Origin of the sequence: Pedobacter caeni (assembly GCF_900129215.1) — a bacterium.
Taxonomy (GTDB): domain Bacteria; phylum Bacteroidota; class Bacteroidia; order Sphingobacteriales; family Sphingobacteriaceae; genus Pedobacter; species Pedobacter caeni.
Map to the genome: position 1 here is coordinate 426,784 of NZ_FQUQ01000003.1, position 20,766 is coordinate 447,549.

Annotated in this window: 21 protein-coding genes; 14 read left to right on the forward strand and 7 right to left on the reverse strand. The window is 40.0% G+C overall.

The genetic code is table 11. The features are described 5' to 3' along the window. Nucleotides 1-194 precede the first annotated feature (194 nt). Nucleotides 195-560: a PadR family transcriptional regulator gene (locus BUC20_RS16420; RefSeq protein ID WP_073232172.1), complete on the forward strand. Its 366-nt coding sequence runs from the start codon at nt 195-197 to the stop codon at nt 558-560. Then, a complete protein-coding gene (locus BUC20_RS16425) occupies nt 560-2,110 on the forward strand; it encodes a PspC domain-containing protein (protein WP_073232173.1) in 1,551 nt (516 codons plus the stop codon). The genes BUC20_RS16420 and BUC20_RS16425 overlap by 1 nt, the downstream gene beginning before the upstream one ends. On the opposite strand, the gene BUC20_RS16430 is transcribed toward BUC20_RS16425, so the two are convergent. From BUC20_RS16430 to BUC20_RS16440, 3 genes are all read right to left on the reverse strand, one after another. Next, the gene (locus tag BUC20_RS16430) at nt 2,111-4,828 is read right to left on the reverse strand and encodes a carboxypeptidase-like regulatory domain-containing protein (protein ID WP_073232174.1); all 2,718 of its coding nucleotides are present in this window, start codon (nt 4,826-4,828) and stop codon (nt 2,111-2,113) included. It abuts the gene before it with no gap. Nucleotides 4,829-4,923: 95 nt separating this feature from the next. Further along, nucleotides 4,924-6,099 carry a lipoprotein N-acyltransferase Lnb domain-containing protein gene (locus tag BUC20_RS16435; protein ID WP_073232175.1) on the reverse strand — a complete coding sequence of 392 codons (1,176 nt, stop codon included), beginning with the start codon at nt 6,097-6,099 and terminating at the stop codon, nt 4,924-4,926. Nucleotides 6,100-6,284: 185 nt separating this feature from the next. Then, nucleotides 6,285-6,917: an NAD(P)H-dependent oxidoreductase gene (locus tag BUC20_RS16440; protein WP_073232176.1), complete on the reverse strand. Its 633-nt coding sequence runs from the start codon at nt 6,915-6,917 to the stop codon at nt 6,285-6,287. Nucleotides 6,918-7,244: 327 nt separating this feature from the next. On the opposite strand from BUC20_RS16440, the gene BUC20_RS16445 reads away from it, so the two are divergent. Continuing rightward, nucleotides 7,245-8,459, forward strand: coding sequence for an OmpP1/FadL family transporter (locus BUC20_RS16445; protein ID WP_073232703.1), 1,215 nt, complete (start codon nt 7,245-7,247; stop codon nt 8,457-8,459). Between the two features lie 23 nt (nt 8,460-8,482). Beyond that, nucleotides 8,483-9,772: an SGNH/GDSL hydrolase family protein gene (locus BUC20_RS16450; protein ID WP_073232702.1), complete on the forward strand. Its 1,290-nt coding sequence runs from the start codon at nt 8,483-8,485 to the stop codon at nt 9,770-9,772. Between the two features lie 74 nt (nt 9,773-9,846). Here the strand turns inward: BUC20_RS16450 and BUC20_RS16455 are convergent, their stop codons facing one another. Further along, complete coding sequence (locus BUC20_RS16455) at nt 9,847-10,311, reverse strand: hypothetical protein (RefSeq protein ID WP_073232177.1); 465 nt, start codon at nt 10,309-10,311, stop codon at nt 9,847-9,849. Nucleotides 10,312-10,502: 191 nt separating this feature from the next. Here BUC20_RS16455 and BUC20_RS16460 point away from each other — a divergent pair, with 191 nt between their 5' ends. From BUC20_RS16460 to BUC20_RS16500, 9 genes are all read left to right on the forward strand, one after another. Further along, complete coding sequence (locus BUC20_RS16460) at nt 10,503-11,327, forward strand: DUF6266 family protein (protein ID WP_073232178.1); 825 nt, start codon at nt 10,503-10,505, stop codon at nt 11,325-11,327. Nucleotides 11,328-11,568: 241 nt separating this feature from the next. Further along, on the forward strand, nt 11,569-12,795 hold the full coding sequence (locus BUC20_RS16465; RefSeq protein ID WP_073232179.1) for a S41 family peptidase: 1,227 nt from the start codon (nt 11,569-11,571) through the stop codon (nt 12,793-12,795). Between the two features lie 54 nt (nt 12,796-12,849). After that, nucleotides 12,850-13,098, forward strand: coding sequence for a hypothetical protein (locus BUC20_RS16470; protein ID WP_073232180.1), 249 nt, complete (start codon nt 12,850-12,852; stop codon nt 13,096-13,098). Nucleotides 13,099-13,122: 24 nt separating this feature from the next. Beyond that, complete coding sequence (locus tag BUC20_RS16475; RefSeq protein WP_073232181.1) at nt 13,123-13,728, forward strand: hypothetical protein; 606 nt, start codon at nt 13,123-13,125, stop codon at nt 13,726-13,728. A gap of 39 nt (nt 13,729-13,767) precedes the next feature. Next, nucleotides 13,768-14,472, forward strand: a complete 705-nt coding sequence (locus BUC20_RS16480) for a hypothetical protein (protein ID WP_073232182.1) — start codon at nt 13,768-13,770, stop codon at nt 14,470-14,472. A gap of 32 nt (nt 14,473-14,504) precedes the next feature. Then, on the forward strand, nt 14,505-15,662 hold the full coding sequence (locus BUC20_RS16485; RefSeq protein ID WP_073232183.1) for an immunity 26/phosphotriesterase HocA family protein: 1,158 nt from the start codon (nt 14,505-14,507) through the stop codon (nt 15,660-15,662). Between the two features lie 11 nt (nt 15,663-15,673). After that, nucleotides 15,674-16,243: a hypothetical protein gene (locus BUC20_RS16490; RefSeq protein WP_073232184.1), complete on the forward strand. Its 570-nt coding sequence runs from the start codon at nt 15,674-15,676 to the stop codon at nt 16,241-16,243. A 6-nt stretch (nt 16,244-16,249) separates the two neighbouring features. Beyond that, nucleotides 16,250-16,732, forward strand: coding sequence for a hypothetical protein (locus BUC20_RS16495; RefSeq protein ID WP_073232185.1), 483 nt, complete (start codon nt 16,250-16,252; stop codon nt 16,730-16,732). Between the two features lie 133 nt (nt 16,733-16,865). After that, nucleotides 16,866-17,567, forward strand: coding sequence for an AIM24 family protein (locus BUC20_RS16500; RefSeq protein ID WP_073232186.1), 702 nt, complete (start codon nt 16,866-16,868; stop codon nt 17,565-17,567). 87 nt (nt 17,568-17,654) lie between these two features. Here the strand turns inward: BUC20_RS16500 and BUC20_RS16505 are convergent, their stop codons facing one another. Both BUC20_RS16505 and msrA read right to left on the reverse strand, forming a co-directional pair. Continuing rightward, complete coding sequence (locus BUC20_RS16505) at nt 17,655-18,125, reverse strand: copper resistance protein NlpE (protein WP_073232187.1); 471 nt, start codon at nt 18,123-18,125, stop codon at nt 17,655-17,657. 158 nt (nt 18,126-18,283) lie between these two features. After that, complete coding sequence (gene msrA, locus BUC20_RS16510) at nt 18,284-18,892, reverse strand: peptide-methionine (S)-S-oxide reductase MsrA (protein WP_084528965.1); 609 nt, start codon at nt 18,890-18,892, stop codon at nt 18,284-18,286. A 248-nt stretch (nt 18,893-19,140) separates the two neighbouring features. Between msrA and BUC20_RS16515 the strand changes: the two genes are divergently transcribed. Further along, nucleotides 19,141-20,103 (forward strand): isopenicillin N synthase family dioxygenase, encoded by a 963-nt coding sequence (locus BUC20_RS16515; protein ID WP_073232189.1) that lies wholly within the window; start codon nt 19,141-19,143, stop codon nt 20,101-20,103. A gap of 80 nt (nt 20,104-20,183) precedes the next feature. Here the strand turns inward: BUC20_RS16515 and BUC20_RS16520 are convergent, their stop codons facing one another. Further along, nucleotides 20,184-20,756: a DUF1579 domain-containing protein gene (locus tag BUC20_RS16520; RefSeq protein WP_073232190.1), complete on the reverse strand. Its 573-nt coding sequence runs from the start codon at nt 20,754-20,756 to the stop codon at nt 20,184-20,186. Nucleotides 20,757-20,766 lie beyond the last annotated feature (10 nt).

Below are 20,766 nucleotides of genomic sequence, written 5' to 3' on the forward strand. Positions count from 1 at the left end.
TTAGGAGTCAGGGTTTTCGACCTGTATTTTCTCTGTAAATCAAGCTGAAATTTCTATTTACACCTCAATTTCGGATGTTTAGAAAATAAGAGGGTGAAATTATTGTATTGATAATAAGTTAGTTATGGGTAGTTTTAGATTTATTATAGTACTATGTATTGCATATTACTATATAAAACATATAACTTTGTATTATGATAGCAGAAAATACGCAAACACAAATGCGAAAGGGCATACTGGAATATTGTGTGCTCCTGATCATATCCAGAGGTGAGATCTATGCTTCCGATATTATCGCAGAATTAAAGTCAGCCAAACTGTTGGTGGTAGAGGGTACATTATACCCCTTGCTTACCCGCTTAAAAAACAATGGCTTATTGAGTTATAACTGGGTCGAGTCTACATCAGGGCCTCCCCGGAAATATTACCTGTTAACGGCAGATGGGAAGGCCATTCTCAGCCAGCTGGACAATACCTGGCAGGAACTGTCTTACGCAATCAACACTTCGAAAAAAGGAGTAGATCTGGAATCGGGGAACCAAACTAATTTAACCAACTAATGAAGAAGACACTGAACATAAATATCGGCAACTCCATCATTCACATTGAAGAGGATGCTTACGAAATGCTGACCATTTACCTGAATGAAGTAAAGCACCATTTCGCAAAAAACGCAGACGACTTTGAGATCGTTACAGACATAGAAAACAGAATTGCCGAAATGTTCGGCGAGATCCTGAGCGCTCAGCAAAAACAGGTCATCAATATAGACGATGTAAAATCGGTAACGGCACAAATGGGCTCGGTAAAAGATTTCGAAACTTCGGAAGAGTCTGAAGAGGCAGTAGATCCTCTCGCTCATATCCCTCCTTATGATGGTATCAAAAAACTGTATAGAGATACCGATCAGGCAATGGTTGCCGGGGTATGTATTGGTCTGGCACATTACCTGAATATAGAAGCCAAATGGATCCGTCTGGCGGCTTTGATTTCTATATTTATCGGAGGATCAGGTGTCCTTGCCTATCTGATCATGTGGATCGTTATTCCAAAGGCAGAGAGCCGGACAGAAAAGATGACGATGAGAGGGGAAGCGCCGAACCTGAAAGGGTTTGCAAACAGTCACCTGAACCCATTGATGCAACAATCCCGGGGCTTTATTGCAGAGTTCTTTGAATTTCTGGGGAACTTTATCCAGGGCGCAGGGAAAACCATATTTAAGATTATTGCCATAGGAATTATTGTTTTTGGCTGCTTCTTTCTTTTGTGCCTGATTGCAACACTTGCTGGTTTCTTTGGCATCTGGGATTCCAATGTGTATAACTATTTCCCAATCAATGTGATCAATGAGGAATATCTGAGTACCACTGTCCTTGCCGCATTTGTGGTGTTTGCGGTTCCTTTGCTGGCCCTGGTCTTATTTTCCATCAGGGTGGCGTTTAATGGCAAGGCGATCAATAAAACCCTTTCCTTCGGATTGTTGATCATCTGGCTTGGCGGAGTGGTAGTGGGGATGTTTTATGTAGCTAAAATTACCGCAGAATTCAGACAGAAAGCGGAAGTTGCCCAGGCAAGCCCATTGGTTTCTTATAAAACTCTTTTTCTAACGGTAGATAAAACCCGCTTTTTTACCAAGGAGGATAGTGTCAATTATCAGATAGACCCTGATAACTACAAAGGCCGGAGAATCTTAAATGATGATGACAATGGTTTTGATGAACTTAGAAATGTGAGCCTTAGGATTGAAAAAAGTGAGAATGGGAAAACTGAACTGATCAAGAGCTATAGCGCAAAGGGAAGGACTTTTGAAGCTGCATTGGCACAGGCACAGAACATCCGTTATCAGTTTTTGCAAAAGGATTCTCTTCTGAATTTCAGTTCTCACTTCCAGCTGACAAAAAAAGCCAATTGGCGTGATCAGGAAGTTGATCTGGTGCTGAATGTACCTGTAGGTACCCATTTAAAAATCAATCGTCAATTGAGAGGATTTTTAAATGGATACAATTATCATGGCTGTGATGACTATTCCGAAATGGAATTTTCAGAATGGATCATGACAGATACAGGTTTGAAATGTTCAGAGGAACTGAACAATCCGGACAAAGAATAATTATTTTACAGTGTAGCGGTAGACAGATCGGGTAATGTTTCCGAATTTGTCTACCCCTTCAATTACCGCTCTGTAAGTTCCTTTACCATCTGCATTGAAATACTCTAAACTTAAAGGAGCTGTTCCGGAAGTGATCACTTTAGGGTTCCAGTAAATGGTACTTCTTAAATCGTTGAAATTATAAGTATTTGCCGGGTTGATGTATTTAGGCATATAAAACTCTCTCTGTTTGGCAAAACCTTTAGGATTGAATTTTAACATGTTTTGCTGAGGCAACATCTTCTTTAAGTCCGCCAGGCTCATCGTACTTTTCTTAATTTTCTTCGTGTTCACCACCAATACCCCATTGGTATTGTACATTCTGTTCACTGTTCCAAGTTCGTCTTTGGTAAAGATCTCTACAGACTCTACATCCGTAGGAAGTACATTCATTAAAGCCATATAATCCAATGCCATTCCATTTATGAAAATGGCTACCGGAATCCTGCTTCCCTGCTGGTAATCCCTGGTCACATAGAAATTGTTCTCAAAATAGGTAAGGCCCATGGCCATGGTTTGCAGGCAGAGTGCAATAGAGTTACAATCCTTCAGCCGGTCTCCTTCAATCACTGTGGAATTGATGGAGCTTAATCCTGCCAGGGCCGAATGGTCCGCATGACTAGGTCTTTTTACTTTCGCACCTTCAATCTTTACTTCTTTTAAGGTACGCAGGAAACTATACTGGCGCTTACTGTTGTTGAGATAAGCAGATAAAGTACTGTCAATATTGGTCACTTCTTCTGCCGGATAAGGGTTTTTACCCACTTCAGGTAATGGCGATCCATCCAGCATGATCATCAGGTTAGATCCATTGGTGCTGTACTTCGCATTGATCAGTACCTCAGAAGAATCAGGAATAGATAAATTCGGGAAAGCAAACAGACCTGAAGGGCTGGTCACTGCTTCCGACGAAATGTTTGTTCCCGGGACCGTTAAGCGTAATGCTCCTTTTCTTACCGGCATACCGGTACGGTCTCTTAAGGTTCCTGTAATGCGCATGTCCTGTTCCGGTAAGTACGTTACAGGAGGGAATTTGCCGCCCAGGATGTCTTTAAAAGCAAAGCGGCGGTAACCTTGTGTCAGCAACAAAACATCCAGGTCTGCCAGCTTTTTCTCATCTGTTTTTGTAAAATAGTAATTCGGTTTTTCGATATACCCCTGTAGGTCTGAAGTGAGCAGCAGCGAGCTTAAAATGGTCGTTTCTGTATCCTCATCAACCGGAACTTTAGACTCATCGGTAACCGATACAGAATAATTTCCTTCCAGTGGTTCAGTTGCATTTTTAGGCGTAACCGTTAGTTTAACTTTTTGTCTTGGTTTGTAGGATGGAAGATCTGTTTTCATAGACAGGCTTTCGCGTGCAGGATAATTGAAAGACAGGCGTTCATTGATTGGCTCTCCGGATTCAGAGAACAGGGTCACCTGCACGATTCCTGCAGGGAATTTATCTTTCGGGATCTTAGCTGAATTTACCTGTGTGGCTAAACGGGTTTTTGCTGCATAATAGATGATTCCTCCCTGAGTGGCCACAATAAAGAATGTTTTTCCCTTATTTTGCTGAAAATAGGTATCGTTGGCCAATATTTTAAGGTTAAAAGCTAAAGGATCCGTATTGGTAATCTGACTGATGATGCCTGCTGGCTGAGCTTTAGGTAAATCAAAAGTCCGCGTACTCCCATCTTTAAAGGTGATGTTTGCTTTATACGTTTTGTCGGTTTCTGCGTTCAGGTAAAAAGAACCCATGCCCAGATGGGTCGAATTAAATGTACTTAAGGTATTTCCCTGGTTGTCTGTGATCGTCCCTTTCAGGTCTATCCCCAGTCCTTTGGCCGTAATTGCTTTGAAACTGATGCGCATGGCCAATCCACTCACGATTTCTCCGCCTTCAGGGAAGAACTGAACATCATGTGTTGTTGCTACCGGTCTTAAGCTAAAGCTGGAAGTGATGAAATCTTTGTCTGTGGTACTGAGTTCTGTGATCAGCTCTCCATTGGTGATGAGCTCATTCTTCTTTGGTTCGATTTTTATCTTTAGCACCCCATTCTGATCGGTTGTTCCTTTTCCCTTACTCACAACCTCATAATTGGAGATCACTTTCCAGTTGACCGTTTTACCTACCTGGGCCACTTTGTCCATGTTTTTAAACTGGACGAGTGCTTCAATGCTCTGGTTTTTATCGTTTTGCGTGTTTTTATAACTGAAATGGGTGATCAGTTGCTTGTCGATCGCTTCCCCGATAGGAATGGTTTTACTGAAAAAGAATTTATCACTCGAGTTGAGCATCCAGACGGTATACGCCCTGATGTAATAACTTCCCTGGCGGTAGGTGCCCAGGGTAAGTGGAATATTTCCTGCAGCCACACTGTTCACTGTCGGCAGTTTTACCGTTTGTACCAGGGAGTCTTTTGCATTCACCACATCCACATAAACCACTTTACTGAGTTGCGAAGGAAGGTTTTGTTCCATTGTCAGGTAAGCCTTAAACCAAATGGTATCCCCAACGCTATAGTAGGGTTTATCAAAATGTACATATACCTTTTCTACAGGATGCTCATCGGAAAGTTTCTTGGCTTTACCAATGATGTTGTCTAAAACGATACTGTCTTGCTGTGCATGTGCAGAAAGTTGCACAGTGGTGGATAGCAGTATAAGGGCAATAAAAAAGTTTATAAATCTCATCAAAATAGTTCAATACGGTTAATATGGCTAATATATTCATTTATGAGCTGAATAACTTTATCTCCCCGCATGTTTAACACTTTTTGACATTCGTTTTATCCCTTATCCGGTAAAATATGGAAGCTCAGCCAAAGGATCAGCAGGAGTAAGATGGGAAATAAAGCTGGAAAGGGCATAGAGTTGAAGTATAGACTCATAAATGCCAGGATCGAGGCCAGAAAGATGATGGCTGCAGTTTTCGAGGCTTTCCTGAACAATAGCACCGGATAAAAAGGATGACACCAGAGTATATTGAAATTGTGGTGCATCAGCCTGAGTTCCGAATAGAAAGACAGGTAAAGCAGGAGCAGGCCAGCCAGACTCAGCACCATAAAAAACGAAATGCTCAGTAAAGAAGCAGACAGTTTCAATACAGGGTACTTACGGATATCGATCAGTAATCCTCCTAAGATGGGGAACAACATCAATAAGTTTAAGCCGTAGAAGAGCGCACTCAGTATGGATGGAGACTTAACGGTTTTACGGGCGACTTTGTGCAGGTAAGTGATGGGCCTGGCAAATTTGCCTTGTCTGAGCTGCATTTCCTTAATCCTTCCCTGTAGCGTATCTGGTAAAAACAAGGCTGTTGTTTTGTTGCTGAGGGTATCTGATGCATGGCCAAGAAAGAGGTTCATGCCGATCATTTCAAACTCGTTATGCTGCAGGTATGGGTTTAATAATTCCCGGATAGAAATTCCTTTTCCGCTGCTGACTTCCAGTAATGCCTGGTCAAAATCCGGGCCTATAGACTCAGACAGGAGGTCGATGATTTTTGTGGCGCAGTTGCGGGCTACAAAATCATAATTGTAAAACTTGTTCTCGGGTTTGATCTGCCTTTGCAGGATAGAAAACAGTTTGTCTTTCTCGGCCTCACTGAGCTGCAGCTTTTGTTCCATTACAGATTGTTCGTCGCTGATGTAGGACTGGATGAAAGTGTTGTAGTCTGACATAGAAAGAAAATAAGTCATCCTGCCATGAAGAAAGTTGAAATAAAATGCGGGATCGCTGGTATCGAATGTGCCATAATTATAAACCATATCAAACTGTCTGGCCTCATCCCTGATCCTGATGGCACTATGGCCAAACAAAGCATACAGGTAATGTTCAGATTTTTCGCAGGTCAATAAACTTACAGATAAATTGTCCCTGCCTGTGGGGATAGCGGCTGTACTTGTTTTTTGACAGAACAAAAAAATAGTCGTAAGGATTAGCAATTTTTGTAATGGATTCATTGCGGGGGCTATGGAGCGGAAAAAAACTTTCGTAAAAATACCTCTGTCCTGTTAATTGAATATAAAATAGGGGTTATTTTTGGAGAATCGCAAGGAAAATAAAAACAGCCGGCACCATTAATGGTGCCGGCTGTTTTAAAGGATATGACAAGTCCCTCCTGACAGAGGAGGAACACTTGTATCGCTTATTTATATTCGATGATGAAATCTGCTAATGGTGTGCGGACCTTTTTCAGGTTCACCAACCAGTCGCCGCTTTCGTCTCTGTATCCAAGAGGCAATAAAGTCGTGGTGCGAAGGCCTTTTTCTTTTAAGCCAAGCAATTCATCCAGTTTTGCAGGATCAAAACCTTCCATTGGTGTCGCATCAACTTTCAATAAAGCGGCTTCTGCCAGGGCAACACCAAAACCGATATAGGCTTGTTTAGCAGCATGATTGAAGTTTTCTTCAGGAGTTCTTGCCGTATAAGTGGCTACCAGATTGTTCACATAGTCCGAATGAGAATCCTCAGGCATACCACGTTCTCTGTTACCATGCGCAAATACATTTCTGATGTTTTCTTCTGTGTAATTGTCCCATGCTGCAAAAATCAACAAATGTGAAGAATCAGTGATCTGAGTCTGTCCATAAGCAACTGCTTTGATTTTTTCTTTTAATTCAGCGTTGGTAACGACGATGATTTTGAAAGGTTGTAAACCTGAAGAGGTAGGGGCAAGGTGTGCCGCTGCAAGGATCTGGTCGACCTTATCCTGTGCAACTTTCTCTCCGTTCATTTTTTTTGTGGCATAGCGCCATTTTAATGCTTCAATTAAGCTCATATTCTTATTTTTTTATCGAATGATTTTCTTTTTTTACGTGAAAGTTATATAGCGACTAAATAAATAACACTGTTAGCAAATGTAGGTATGTTACTGATATCTTGCATATTGTTTTTTGCTTTTTACTTTTCGATGATATTTAGATTGTGACAAAAAGTATGCAATAACATTTGGATTAGTTTTTTTTATTCCGTAAAATCGTTTATTGTTATGCAAGCATAATTGTTTTGCTAAAACTCTATGAAATAAAATTTGTTAATCAAGAGCAAGATCAACATCAGTTATTTCCCCAAGATTAACCGAATATCAATTAATAACTATCCAAATATGAAAAAAATCGTCCTTAGTTTCTTACTGGGTCTGCCTATTTTAGGCTACTCCCAATCCTTCCAGGTAAACCTCCAGGGCCAAAAGCAAACCGCCATGGGTGGAGCCGGAACAGGCCTTGCGCTGGATGAAGCCGCTGTGTTTTTTAATCCGGGAGCAGTATCCTTCCTGAAGAAAAATGGTGTTCAGGCGGGTATCAGTCCGCTGTACCTAAAAACCGCTTTCCGTGAAAATGGTTCCAACATTACGGAATACAACAAAGATAAAATCGCGACACCTGTAATGGGTTATGCGGTATTCGGATCACCAGCCAACCGTTTGAGGTTTGGTATTGGTATCTATACGCCATTTGGTGGTGCCATGCACTGGAAAGAAGACTGGACAGGTAAGTTCACGGTGACCTCCCTGGACCTGCAGGCCATTTATATCCAGCCTACCTTAAGTTTAAAAATAACAGATAATATCGGTATCGGTGGAGGTCTGGTTTATTCCTTGGGAAAAGTTGATTTACGAAGAGCCATTCCAATTACTAAACCTAACGGAGAAATTTCAACAGCAAAACTAAAAGGTGATGCAAAAGATTTCGGATGGAATGCAGGTATTTATGTGCAGACGGTTTCCGGTGTGTCTATCGGAGTTACCCACCGTTCGCAAATCACGGCAAAAGTTAAAGGTGGTGATGCCATCTTTGATGTACCCGATGCGTTGAGGGCAACTATGCCAACGAAATTTGATGCAGAGCTTCCTTTGCCGGCAACAACTTCCATTGGTTTGGGTTTCTATCCTTCAGACAAAACCACTATTGCGGTGGATGTGAACTGGGTACACTGGAATAAATATAAAGAACTGGCTTTCGATTACGACAACAATGCCAGGATTCCTGATACCAAATCACCAAGAAATTACCATGATGCTGCGGCCTTCCGTGTAGGGATCCAAAATCAGACGACCAACAGATTGGCACTTCGTGCAGGTATTGCTTATGCCATGACTCCGGTAGGAAAAGGATATGTAACACCGGAAGTTCCGGATGCTGACCGTCTTTTGTTAAGTGCAGGTCTAGGATTTAAAGCATCTGAAAGGTTCCTGATTGATTTGTCTTTCTTATATGAAAATGTGAAAGCCAGAAATGAAACAAATATTGAAACAGGCCTGAGCGGTGAGTTTAAAACAGCTGCGTACATCCCGGGGATCTCCTTCTCTTATAAATGGTAGTTAACCTTTTCAGAAAAAATACAATGAAATCAAATTTTATATATAAAAGTATTCTTGCGGTTGCTATTCTTGGAATGGCTTCCTGCAAACCAGAGCTCAAAGACATCACGCCAACTAAAGGCAGTGCAGACTTTTCGAGATATATTGCCGTAGGGAATTCACTGACTTCGGGATATGCAGACGGTGGACTGTTTCTTGAAGGACAACAGAACTCTTATCCTCTAATGATTGCCGAACAGATGAAAGCTGTTGGTGGCGGCGCTTTTGCTACTCCGTTTTTTAAAGATAGCGAAGCCGATGGTTCAGGCCATTTGGTGTTGAAAGGATTTGACGCAAAGGGTTTGCCTCAGCTTGCTGAGCAAAAAGACCGTTTGGCGGTAAGGCCGGGATCAGGTGCGGTAACACTTTTCACAAAGTATACCGGAGACCTTAACAATTATGGCGTTCCGGGGATTAAACTAGCACACATTACCGCAGGTGTATACGGTAATCTGAATGGTTTCTATGAAAGGATGTTGCCAACTGATGCTCCAGGAAATACCACCCCATATCTGGAGTTCGTAACGGCTAAACCTTATACCTTCTTTAGTATGTGGTTAGGAAATAACGACATCCTGGGCTATGCAAGTTCAGGAGGTGCAAATCCTAATGATCAGCCGACACCAAAAGCAATGTTTAGCGGTTTATACAATATTGCTGTGAATAAACTGACGGAAAAAGAGGCTAAAGGTGTGGTAGCTACCATTCCTGATGTATTGAGCACGCCTTACTTCAATACGGTTACTTTAGCTTCATTGCTTGCTGCAGTACAGGTGTCAGCACCAACAGTAAAAGATATTTATATCAAAACAGGTGCGGGAGCAACCAGACCGGCAACAGCTCAGGATTATTTCGTACTTCCTTTTCTTTCCGCAGGGTTATTGGGAGTGCCTACAGGTGGAATTCCTTATGGTTTACATCCTTTAAATCCGGTAGATAGTAGATGGGTATTAGACAAAGATGAAGCGGCTATTGTTGCCGATTATACCAACGCTTACAATGCAACGATCAAATCTGTAGCTGCGGCCAAAGGTTTGGCTTTAGTGGATGCTTATGCACTATTAAAAGAATATGGTGCAGGTAAAGATGTAAATGGAATCAGGGTAAGTGCTGCTTTTATCACTGGTAATATCTTCTCTTTAGATGGCATTCACCTGACTCCGCTTGGTTATTCCATCGTAGCTAATGAATTTATCAGATCTATCAATTCAAAATATGGTTCTTCGATCCCGATTGTGGATGTGACGAAATACAGAGGGGTGAAGTTCCCTTAATCTTATATTAATTCAGATAAAAAGATGAGTTGTCTTTTATCTGACTATACCGAAATGGGATTTGAACTTTTGCTTCAAATCCCATTTTTGTTTGTAAGCTTTTTTAATTTAGGTTTTCCTAAACTTATAACAATGGTTGCAATTGCCAAACCTCCGAAAATGATAATGGTAAGTAATGAAAAAATAGCATTTGAAGATGTTACCAGCACTTTTATGGGATCAATTGTAAGAATGAGAATATCCAGAATGCAAAAATTATTGTTAACGGCTGAATTTATGCCCTTGATTCCAGATCTGATGAGGTAGTATACGGACCAATAGGTTGCAAAAATGAAAAAGGCGTCTATAAACATCACTCCTAGGGGTTGAAGGTCTAAATTAAATATATTACCTGCTCCGTCAATTAATAAAAAGGGGTATATGAGTAGCATTAGACCCATTATTATTCCGAATTTATCTCCGGATGCATAAATCAATAAAAATGAAATAGCAGTTAAGATTTTTAACCTTGATAGGCGATGTTCCAGATATAGTTTCATTTTGTTTGAAATATCTTGCGAAGATTGCAATTTATTTCTAATAGCTTGTTTATTTACAGTCTTGCTCTTGGTCGCGGTCTTTTGAGCTGAATCTTTATGTTAATTTTCAGCCTGTCTCCCAATTCCTGTCGCTGTTAATCTTAAAACAGGCTTCCCGGTTTATGTTACACCTTATGATTAATACATTAAATATGGCAAAAGTAGCAAATGGACCATTAGGGTCCTTAAACGGAAAAATAAACAACCTGGGTTTTTACATGCTAAACGGACAGCATATCTGTCGTACGATAGGCGATCCGGGTAAACCAAGCATCAATCAGCAGGCCAATCGCCGGGAGATGTCGGTAACGATGCAGATGGTGTCGTCCATCAGAGAATTTATCAGTGTCAGTTTTGACCTGGAAGCCCGGGGAACGGTTAAAAACGCGCATAACCTGGCTACTTCTTATATTAAAAAGAAGGCTTTAAAGGGGCAATACCCTAACCTTTCTGTAGATTATAGTAAAGTGGAGCTGAGTCATGGTACTTTAGCAGGTGCTACAGACCTGAAACTCGAAAAAAGAGAAAAAGGAGTGCAGATCAGTTGGAACACGAAGGGACGTTATGATGATATTGTCATGATTTTGCTTTATCATCCTTTGAAGAGAACAGCTACTTCACGCATTAATGCCAGCAGGAGAGATACAGGAACCTGTTTTATTGAATTGGATCACGATGGATTCCTGGAAGAGCCAATAGAAGCTTATATCTGTTTCAGAGCCGCAGATGGCAAGGAAATTTCAGACAGTGTGTATTTAGGTAACCTGAATGGAGAAGCGGAAACGGAGGAACAGATCAGCGAGAAAAGGAAATATGCTGAAGTAAAACAGCGTTTCTCTATTGTTGAAGCTGATTATTTAGGGCAAATGCAGGGCAACAGGGGGAATCCAGTCGATAGCAAAGCTTTCCGAACCCTGGAAAAGGAGTATGAGGTGCTGAAGAATAAATTGGAACACCTCCCCGGGAAACCTGGTTAAAGGAATCAGGTGAAGAGTTAGAATTTGTTTAAAATGTTATCCTTCTATATTCTAGAACGTAGAACGATATTGTTGAGGCCGGTATTGTCAGTATTTTTTTTAATTTTATCGTTAATGATTGTCTAATATAAATTATCGTGTATAAGATTCGGTTGAAGTAGAAAAACAAGACGAGACTTAACCGGTGATCCATGAAATATTTGGGTATCAGAACGTAATTTAAGACTGATAGAATAATTAAATGAATAAACCGATTCTGATCCTGGTGTTGCTGTTGAACTTCTTGTATGCAAATGGACAGAAAAATCCATTGGATCAATCCAAAATCAAGGAAGATCTGAACGAAATTCTGGCTGATCTATCAAACAGATATGTTTATCTGGAAGAGAAAAATGTTGATTTGAACTGTATCAGGACCTATTACACAAAGCAAATTGAAAAGCTACAAACTGAGGAAGAAACGGTACTCTTTTTTGAATACCTGTTAGATGAGTTTTATGATAGCCACCTGATTTTAAACACCAACAGAAAATCCTCATTCCGTCTCTTTTCACCAGTTTATGTCAGCTTTCAAAACGAAAAGGTTGTCATCACAGATGTATGGCAAACCCAAATACAGGCGCTGGAACATCATATACTTGGTGCCGAAATTAAAAAGGTCAACGGAGTTGATTTTGATCAGGCTATCGAAGAATTTCCAACACATTGCAGTAACAAAAAATCACCGAGAGTGAGGGAATGGATTGCCAATAAACTTTTAGCGGGAAGGTATAACCAACCGAGAATTTTGACCCTACGATTGATCAACCAAAAGACCATTAATCTTGACCTGGATAAAATCAGCTATAAAAACAAGGACAGTAGGTTATTGACCGTTGAAAGCAGGGACGGAATAGGGATCATCAGCATCAATAATTCTTTGGGCAACAATAACCTGGTTGCAGAATTTGACAAATCGTTGGATAGCTTAGCAGACACGAGGGCTTTAATTCTGGATCTGAGAAATACCGTGGATGGGGGGAATTCTTATGTGGCCCGCGGAATCATGAGCAGGTTCATTTCCGAAACTAAACCTTATCAAAGGCATTTGGAAAAAGAAAAATACGGCAACAATCCTTTAGTGGAAAGAAGCTGGGTGGAATATGTAAATCCAAGAGGTAAACAGTATATCAAACCGGTTGTCGTTTTGGTTGGCCGCTGGACAGGCAGTATGGGTGAAGGACTCGCCATTGGCTTTGAAGGAATGCAACGGGCGGAAATTGTCGGAACAGAAATGGAGCGTCTTGCCGGAGAAATGAGTGGTTTCTCCTTTAAGCATCAAAGCTTTGGTTACCGGTTGTCGACGGCCAGACTGTTTCATGTTAATGGAACACCAAGAGAAGCGTATGTGCCGGGAAATTACGTGAAACAGACGACAGTAAAAAAAGATGAAAGTCTTGAAAAAGCATTAAAACTGATCAACAAATGATCGGAAACTGCTAAAAGGAATAAGAACTAAAAGAGCCTGAATAAACCAATCGTTATGAAAAAGAATCAACTATCTGAATTGACATTAGACGAGCTATACAAAAAGAAAAAAACGCTGCAAGGAGCTACAATTGGTTTGGGAATTGTAATGGTAATTGCATTTTCAATTCTTCTTTACCTCGTTTTTAAAAGCCGGAACTTTGTGCTGATCACCGTTATTCCTGCGGGTTTAATTTCACTTATTCCGGGTATAATTGGTCTTAGCCAGGTTAATTCGGAAATAAAATCGCGTAAAGGAAATTAGTTGTTTCACCTGATCCTGTTTAGAATGAAATCCGTAGAAAAAATACAAAATTTACTCCCTTTGGGATACCTGCTTCTGGTTGTATTGGGAATAATCAAGGAGAGTGTATTCTTTCTTCAGATGGGCATCAATATTCTGAAGTATTCCTCAATTATGGATGTATTAATTAGCCCCATAGCTACACTGACCTCAAATCCAATACTGCTTGGAGGGACGGTCTTGATGTTTATATTTCATTTTTATTTACCGAAGATGTTGTATAAACGTCGACATAAAAAATGGGTGGAAGAGGCGTTTGAGTTAAGGGAAACAGAAGAAGAATTGTCGGACAAGGAGTTGAAAAATCATTTTTTAATGGGCTCGGTAAAAATTCTTTCTTTCGCTTTACTGGCGCTCTTTCTTGGAATCGGACTAGGCGAAGGTATAGGTGTTTCTAAAAAAATAAAGAACAATGAGCTGAGTTATAATTACAAACTGAACTATAATACCGGAGAGTCCGAAGAGATTGCGGTGATTGGATCAAATAGTGTGTATTATTTCTACCTCTCCAAAGGCAACCCATCTGTTAAAATTGCTCCAGTGAATTCAATAAAAAGTATTGAAATTACAAAAAACAAGATGTTAAGGTAAATTGTTGGGGGTATAAAAGATCATCGTATCAGAATCATTATGCAGGAGAACAACGATTTTAAAGCATTTAAGGAAGCAAAAAGCTGGTTTTTTAAACCGGATGCAAGTGTTGTCTTTAAAGAGACAAGCAACCTTAGGTTAAGTGATGAATTTAAGGAAACCTTTCCTGTGCTGACTTCAATAGTCCAGAAAGCCAGAACCACCTCCCTTGAAATTGATGAGGTGGAATACTTGCTGTTCGCATGGAACAATAAGGATAACCTGGTTTGTGGCTGGTTAAATAAGGTAGAAAAATCTGAGAATATTTCTAATGAATTAATCCCTGAGCATGAATTGATGCTGTGTAATATCGGTGGCATTCAGGAATCCTTCAATCAACCTGAAGTCTGGCTTGGTAACAATCAGGACTTTATGTTTATCGGTTCAGCATGTTTCAAAGGGATTGGTGGCTGGGATGAATACTATAGTATGCTTTGTGAGGAGGGCGGCTTTGAACAAATTGATTATTCAGGTTTTCTGACGTTTGTTGAAGAAGCAAACGGAGGGATGACCATGTATGATATAAATACTAAAAAAGTAGTGATATTCTCACATGACCACTGTTTTACGAATGTCGATTTTATGGAAAAACAACCTGAATATACATTCCATACTATTCATGCTGTGGAGACTTTTACTGACTATGTAGAGGAAGTTGCGGTTCAATGGAAAGCACAGTTAACAGGCCGTGATTTGGTAAAGTAGCATAGAGGGTTTTGGACAGATGCAAATAATTTATGAAAGAAATACAATTCGAACTAAGTAATGAACAAAGGGAATATCTGGGGCTTATTCCGGTTGAAAAAAACTGGGAGCTGGTAGCGCTTAATGAGATGTACCTCTATTTTGATGGAGATACGATCCGTAAGAAAATATCTGTTAGCGGGAACTCTTATTTTGAGCAGGAACTGAACGAAAAAACTGCAGAGAACAGGACTATTCTGCTGCCAAAAACAGTGAAGGGAAAACCAAAAAAACTGAACTTTACGGCAACGCAATCTTTTAGCCCATTGGGGATCTATTTCCGGTTTTCGGGAGATGGTTACCTTACTATTGCCAGCTACACGACACAAACTGAATATTATTCGGAAAATTTAGGAGAAGGGAAAGGCCTGGATGATTTAAGGTCATGGCTGCGGCAATGGGTTGCTGAAAGTACAGAAGACGACCTGAAAGAGATTCATGCTTTCAAAACCGCAGAACGTAAGCACTGCCAATATAAAGAAGGTGATTTTTTTACCTTTAAAGTAGGTAGAAGAGCCTGGGGGTTTGGAAGGATATTGATCGATATCGCTCAAAGGGTAAAAAAAGACAAGCTGAAGGAAGGTAAGAATTATGGCCTGACTAATTTGATGGGAAAAGCATTATTGGTCAAGGTATATCATAAAATTAGCCATACGGATGAAGTTGATCTGGATGAGCTTTCGCAAACATTGGCATTGCCCTCAACGGCAATGATGGACAATCATTTTTATTATGGAGAGAAGAGGATCATTGGACACCAGGCCCTCAGAGCCGAAGAATATGATATGCTCATCTCCTACAGTAAAAGTATCTCACACGGTGATCAGTCGATTTACCTGCAATACGGGTTTATTTACAAAGAAGCAGCTCAATCGGAATTTAATAAATACCTGATCCAGGAGGATGAGGACGTTTGTGGCGGTATCGAAAATCCATATCGGAACGAAGGGATTGGCTTTAGCTTTGATACCACATACCTTAAGGAGTGTATTGCTGAAAAATCAAATCTTCCATTTTGGAATAGCGATTACTTTGACATCAAATGTGATTTGAGAAATCCTGCGAACATAGAAATTAAACGGGAAATATTCTCTTTTTTTGGTCTGGATGCTGATAAAGATTATGAGGGGAACCTGAAAATGTTATCGTAAGCTACATAATTATGGGACAGCTTTTTGAACTCATCGCAGATCATGCACTGGAAAAATTAGATGATTACTATGACGAATGCCATGTTTGTGATCAAACAGCGGTTGATCTATATCGATATCAAGGCAAGCTTCATTTGGAAAACGGAGAAATAGATGATGACATTTATGCGGTTTGTACGGATTGCCTTTTGACAAAAAAACTTACACATTCATGTGATTTTGACTACATCAGGACAATTACAAATTATCTGGCAACCTCAAGCCTGAGCATCGAAGAACAAGAGTCAATGAGGCAAATTTTGATAGAAAAATATCAAAAAACACCAGATGTACCCTTATTTATGCAATATGTGGACAGGCCTTTGTGCTGTAACGACATTACTATGTTTACCGGACATCCAACAGATAAGGCAGAGCTTTATAGAATGACCGAAAATGTAATTTATTGGGAGAAACAAATAAAAGAGAAAAGCGGAGGGTATAACTTCAGGGAATCTGGTAATCCTGAAAGTTTCAGAGAGGTAGCTTCATTTCAATGCAGGCATTGTGGGAGGAATTATTTCACATTTCAGTTTACATGAAAGAAAATGACTGATAAAGAATTGCAAATTTTTGCGAACAACTATAAGCCTACTGACTTTAGCAAAATCCGTTATGATTGGAATGGGAAATTTGGGCATGAGTTTCAAGATCCTAATTATGAGTTTAGAATGGCACTTTGCCAGTTTTTGATTCCACAGATTGACAAAATTAGTATTGAGTTAGTTCGTGACCTTTTTGTAGAAACCGCGAAAACTTCCAAAGCAACATTTAGTATTTATTTAAACATTCACATTTATGCTCAAGAGCTCCTGAGACGCGATTGGGAAAAGTATTTATTGGATTATCTGGAAGCAGGTACGTATGGAATGGATTCATACATTGGTATCGGTCGAATTGAAATCGAAAAAGAAACTGCTCAATCGATTTTTGATTACATGACAACTACTTTGAGAACTTCAACCAACCAGTATATGAATAAGTTAATGAAAGGTTTTTTGCCGCGGTTTCAGTGGCTTGCGTCCAAATAAGTAAAATCTATACTAAAGATAATTGCTGTCTGCTGACGTGAATTTAACCTACGTTTTTACGCAGTTTTTAATAGTATGAACTTTTAAGTTTCTATATTCATGCAACTTATTGATTTAGATAAATAAAATTTACATGAATAAAAGAGAATATACGCTGAATGAATTTATTCTGGAAGCGGCTGAAGATCCGAATGAAAATGATTTCTTTGAACTGGAAAAGCCGGCTTTACTGGAGGTAAATCTCAAGAATCAAAAGATAATGGCCAAAGCGGGCTCTATGGTTGCTTATATAGGTAATATTGATTTCAAAAGAGAAGGCATGATGAGCAAAGGACTCGGAGGCTTACTTAAGAAGGCAATTTCCGGAGAAGGGACTTCACTAATGTATGCTACCGGAACGGGTAAATTATACCTGGCTGATGAAGGCAAAAAGGTGAAGATCATTAAACTGAAAAATGAAGCCATCTTTGTGAATGGTAATGATGTTTTAGCCCTGGAAGAAAGCATCCAAAACGAAATCAAAATGCTTAAAAGTGTGGCTGGTATGATGTCCGGAGGTTTGTTTCAGGTGAAACTTTCTGGTTCAGGTTATATTGCGATCACGACCCATGGTGAGCCTATTTTATTAAAAGTGACTCCTGGTCAGCCTGTATTTACAGATCCTAATGCCACTGTAGCATGGTCTGAAAACCTGACCCCAAAAATTAAAACAAACCTGACTTTCGGTTCATTTATCGGACGTGGTAGTGGGGAGTCTTTCCAACTGGAATTTGTGGGTGAAGGATGGGTATTGGTACAACCTTATGAAGAAGTGAAATACGCTGCTAAATCTTAAGCAGGTAAAAACGGAATTATTCAAAACCTTAAATAAGAAGGGCCCTGTAAGACATTGATGTTTTACGGGGCCCTTGTCATATTGATCCTATTTCTTTAAAATGTATTTGTCTGCCAATGCCCCGGTGATTTCTTTTCCTTCCATATCCAGTTGAATCAGTTTGTTTTCTCCAACAAAATAAATGTTTGGTTGTTCTTTCAATCCAATGAGTTCAACTTTGGAACCGCTGCTATCCCATTTAAATGTGCCTTTATCTTCAGGGAATTTTGTGTCCCGGCCCATATAGTTCCTTTTCAGGACAAAGGTCATGTCCTGGTTAAGGGTAAGTTCTGTCTGGATTCCTTCGCAATCTGCACAGGGAAGAATTCCTTTATAAGTGCCGTTCCAGTCCAGTGAAGTCTGCGCATTATCGCCGATTGGCAGATTGTCTGTTTTTACAGTGCTGTCTACTTTTTCTGTCTTTGCGGTGCTGTCTGCAATTGTTGTCTTTTTTGTTTCATTGGTGCAGCTCCATAATAATACAGATGCTGCGGCGAGAGTTAAAATTTGTTTTTTCATGGGTAATGGGTTTGTGTATATTGATGACAACCTTCTGTTATAAAAGTCCCAGAACAGTTGTACGCTTTAGTTCTAACGGTTTGAGGAAAGTTTTGTTTTACAAAAAAGCGGTTTGAATTTTGTCATCCAAACCGCTTTCATTGTTAATGTATGTTGTTTTAATGTTTCAGCTTTGCTTTAAAGACTTTTTCCAGCTTTTCCAGCTTTGGAAGAATCACCATTCTGCAATAAGGCTGATTTCCGTTTTTGTTGAAATAATCCTGGTGATAGCTGTCTGCGACATAAAATGGTGCTGCCTTATTGATGGCGGTAACCACTGGTTTGCCAAAAGCTTTGGTATCATTCAGCTCTTTTTTATATTTTTCTGCAATTTGTTTCTGCTCTTCGCTATGGTAAAAAACAACAGAACGGTATTGCGTACCTACATCGGCACCCTGACGGTTTAAGGTGGTTGGATCATGACTTTTCCAGAAAACCTCCAAAAGCTCGTCATACTTTATTTTAAGCGGATCATAAGTCACCTCAATCACCTCTGCATGTCCGGTTGTTCCGGTACATACCTCTTCGTAAGAAGGATTGGCGACATCGCCACCCTCAAAACCAGACCTGACACTGGTTACCCCCTCCAGCCGCTGGAAAAGTGCTTCTGAACACCAGAAACAGCCCATGCCAAAGGTGGCTTTCTGTAATTTTTTGGATTGTGCATCAGCATCCGTTGCTGATAAAGCTGAGAAGAGAACTAAGATCATAATTGATAGGTACTTCATAATGGTAAAGACAAGTTGAAAAACACTTTTCAAAATATAATTACGTAAGAGTAGGCTTTATAGTTTTTCTATCATACCCTTCGTAACCTAAATTACATTTGACTGATAATTTGGTTTTTTGTCTGGAAAAATGTGCATAACTTAAAGTAGTTATTTGCAGAATGTTACGCAAGATAAGTATTAGTATTTAAGGTTTATTAACAATTCTTTCTTAAATTTATGCTGTTAATACCTATAAATAAATCAATATGTCAACACCTTATATTCCAAGTTTAGACCTGGGCTCTTACATCGATGGCGATGAGGCACAGCGTAAAAAGTTCTCTGACGAATTGGGCAGGGCCTTCAATGATTCTGGTTTTGTAACCATCACTAATCATGGTGTAAGTCAGGAATTAATTGATAAGCTTTATAAAAACATTCAGGCAGTTTTCGGATTGAACCCTGAACAAAAAAAGAAATACGAAAAAGCAGAACTTGCCGGACAACGTGGGTACACCAGTCCTGGAAAAGAAACGGCTAAAGGTGCTAAAACAGCAGACCTTAAAGAATTCTGGCAGATTGGTCAGGAGGTGACAGACGGTGATCCGATCAAAGCTGAATATCCTGATAATGAGGTGTTGGAAGAACTTCCGGAATTTAATGAAGTGACAAGGGAAATCTATCAGGCTTTAGAAAACAATGGGAAACACCTTTTGCGTGCCATTGCTACTTATCTGTCTTTGCCAATTGATTATTTTGATAAACATGTGCATAACGGTAATTCCATCTTAAGAGGAATTCATTATTTCCCGATCGAGAATCCGGATGCTTTACCTGATGATGCAGTGCGTGCAGGTGCCCATGAAGATATTAACCTGATCACTTTACTGATTGGCGCAAGTGCGGATGGATTAGAAGTCCTTACCCGCAGTAACGAATGGTTGCCAATTAAAGCTGGTCATACCGATATCGTAGTGAATGTTGGAGATATGCTGCAACGTTTAACAAACAACAAGTTGCGTTCTACAACACATAGAGTGGTGAATCCACCCCGTGAATTGATGAAAACTTCCCGTTTCTCTGTTCCTTTCTTCTTACATCCACGTTCTGATATGGATTTAACCAGTCTGGAATCTACGATTGATGAGGCGCATCCTAAAGCATATGAAGATATGACTGCAGGAGAGTACCTTGATGAACGTTTAAGAGAAATCGGTTTAAAGAAATAAGCGATTTATAATCCTATAAAAAAGGTCTTTAGTTTTTACTAAAGACCTTTTTTGTTGAAATTCAATGGCAGAATCCGGGTCTATTTTTTTCTTGAATATTTGATCTCCATGTTTTTTGTTTCTTTGCCATCCATGGTGCAGTACATTTCCAATACCTGGTTATTGGCGTCCACAAATTTCATCACCTGACGAATGTTGGAGTCTTTCCCTGTTACCGGGTCTACGCAGGTTCCTGTAAAGTTGATTGATTTAGAAGCGTCATCCCAGCTGCCTTCCATGCGCATGATTCCAGTACCCATGTTGTCTACCCAGGTGCTGACGAAAGCTTTTTTTGCGTTGTCATAGCCCATGATACTCATCCCTTCAAAAGGCATTCCCATCATTGTTCCTTTAAAAAGACATTGTTGGTAACGGCCACCCATAATCATTGAATTTTCTGAGCTGGCCTTACTTTTCTCCGGAGGTGCTCCGGGTACCATCCACATGGTTACATCTGCATCCCATTTCCCATTGTCCTTAGCCATCATTTTGTGTACATCGCCAGGGGTCATGTAGGCTTGCCATGCTTTCATCATGGCGTCGTCCTGTGCCTGAACCCGGCTGGTTATGACAAGCATCAGCATTGCCACAACAGTTAATGTTAACTTTTTCATTTCATTAGTA

What these genes read in the sequence shown, in the direction of transcription:
- BUC20_RS16420 (WP_073232172.1), top strand. Translation starts at nt 195, where the DNA reads ATGATAGCAGAAAATACGCAAACACAAATGCGAAAGGGCATACTGGAA.
- BUC20_RS16425 (WP_073232173.1), top strand. Translation starts at nt 560, where the DNA reads ATGAAGAAGACACTGAACATAAATATCGGCAACTCCATCATTCACATT.
- BUC20_RS16430 (WP_073232174.1), bottom strand. Translation starts at nt 4,828, where the DNA reads ATGAGATTTATAAACTTTTTTATTGCCCTTATACTGCTATCCACCACT.
- BUC20_RS16435 (WP_073232175.1), bottom strand. Translation starts at nt 6,099, where the DNA reads ATGAATCCATTACAAAAATTGCTAATCCTTACGACTATTTTTTTGTTC.
- BUC20_RS16440 (WP_073232176.1), bottom strand. Translation starts at nt 6,917, where the DNA reads ATGAGCTTAATTGAAGCATTAAAATGGCGCTATGCCACAAAAAAAATG.
- BUC20_RS16445 (WP_073232703.1), top strand. Translation starts at nt 7,245, where the DNA reads ATGAAAAAAATCGTCCTTAGTTTCTTACTGGGTCTGCCTATTTTAGGC.
- BUC20_RS16450 (WP_073232702.1), top strand. Translation starts at nt 8,483, where the DNA reads ATGAAATCAAATTTTATATATAAAAGTATTCTTGCGGTTGCTATTCTT.
- BUC20_RS16455 (WP_073232177.1), bottom strand. Translation starts at nt 10,311, where the DNA reads ATGAAACTATATCTGGAACATCGCCTATCAAGGTTAAAAATCTTAACT.
- BUC20_RS16460 (WP_073232178.1), top strand. Translation starts at nt 10,503, where the DNA reads ATGGCAAAAGTAGCAAATGGACCATTAGGGTCCTTAAACGGAAAAATA.
- BUC20_RS16465 (WP_073232179.1), top strand. Translation starts at nt 11,569, where the DNA reads ATGAATAAACCGATTCTGATCCTGGTGTTGCTGTTGAACTTCTTGTAT.
- BUC20_RS16470 (WP_073232180.1), top strand. Translation starts at nt 12,850, where the DNA reads ATGAAAAAGAATCAACTATCTGAATTGACATTAGACGAGCTATACAAA.
- BUC20_RS16475 (WP_073232181.1), top strand. Translation starts at nt 13,123, where the DNA reads ATGAAATCCGTAGAAAAAATACAAAATTTACTCCCTTTGGGATACCTG.
- BUC20_RS16480 (WP_073232182.1), top strand. Translation starts at nt 13,768, where the DNA reads ATGCAGGAGAACAACGATTTTAAAGCATTTAAGGAAGCAAAAAGCTGG.
- BUC20_RS16485 (WP_073232183.1), top strand. Translation starts at nt 14,505, where the DNA reads ATGAAAGAAATACAATTCGAACTAAGTAATGAACAAAGGGAATATCTG.
- BUC20_RS16490 (WP_073232184.1), top strand. Translation starts at nt 15,674, where the DNA reads ATGGGACAGCTTTTTGAACTCATCGCAGATCATGCACTGGAAAAATTA.
- BUC20_RS16495 (WP_073232185.1), top strand. Translation starts at nt 16,250, where the DNA reads ATGACTGATAAAGAATTGCAAATTTTTGCGAACAACTATAAGCCTACT.
- BUC20_RS16500 (WP_073232186.1), top strand. Translation starts at nt 16,866, where the DNA reads ATGAATAAAAGAGAATATACGCTGAATGAATTTATTCTGGAAGCGGCT.
- BUC20_RS16505 (WP_073232187.1), bottom strand. Translation starts at nt 18,125, where the DNA reads ATGAAAAAACAAATTTTAACTCTCGCCGCAGCATCTGTATTATTATGG.
- msrA (WP_084528965.1), bottom strand. Translation starts at nt 18,892, where the DNA reads ATGAAGTACCTATCAATTATGATCTTAGTTCTCTTCTCAGCTTTATCA.
- BUC20_RS16515 (WP_073232189.1), top strand. Translation starts at nt 19,141, where the DNA reads ATGTCAACACCTTATATTCCAAGTTTAGACCTGGGCTCTTACATCGAT.
- BUC20_RS16520 (WP_073232190.1), bottom strand. Translation starts at nt 20,756, where the DNA reads ATGAAAAAGTTAACATTAACTGTTGTGGCAATGCTGATGCTTGTCATA.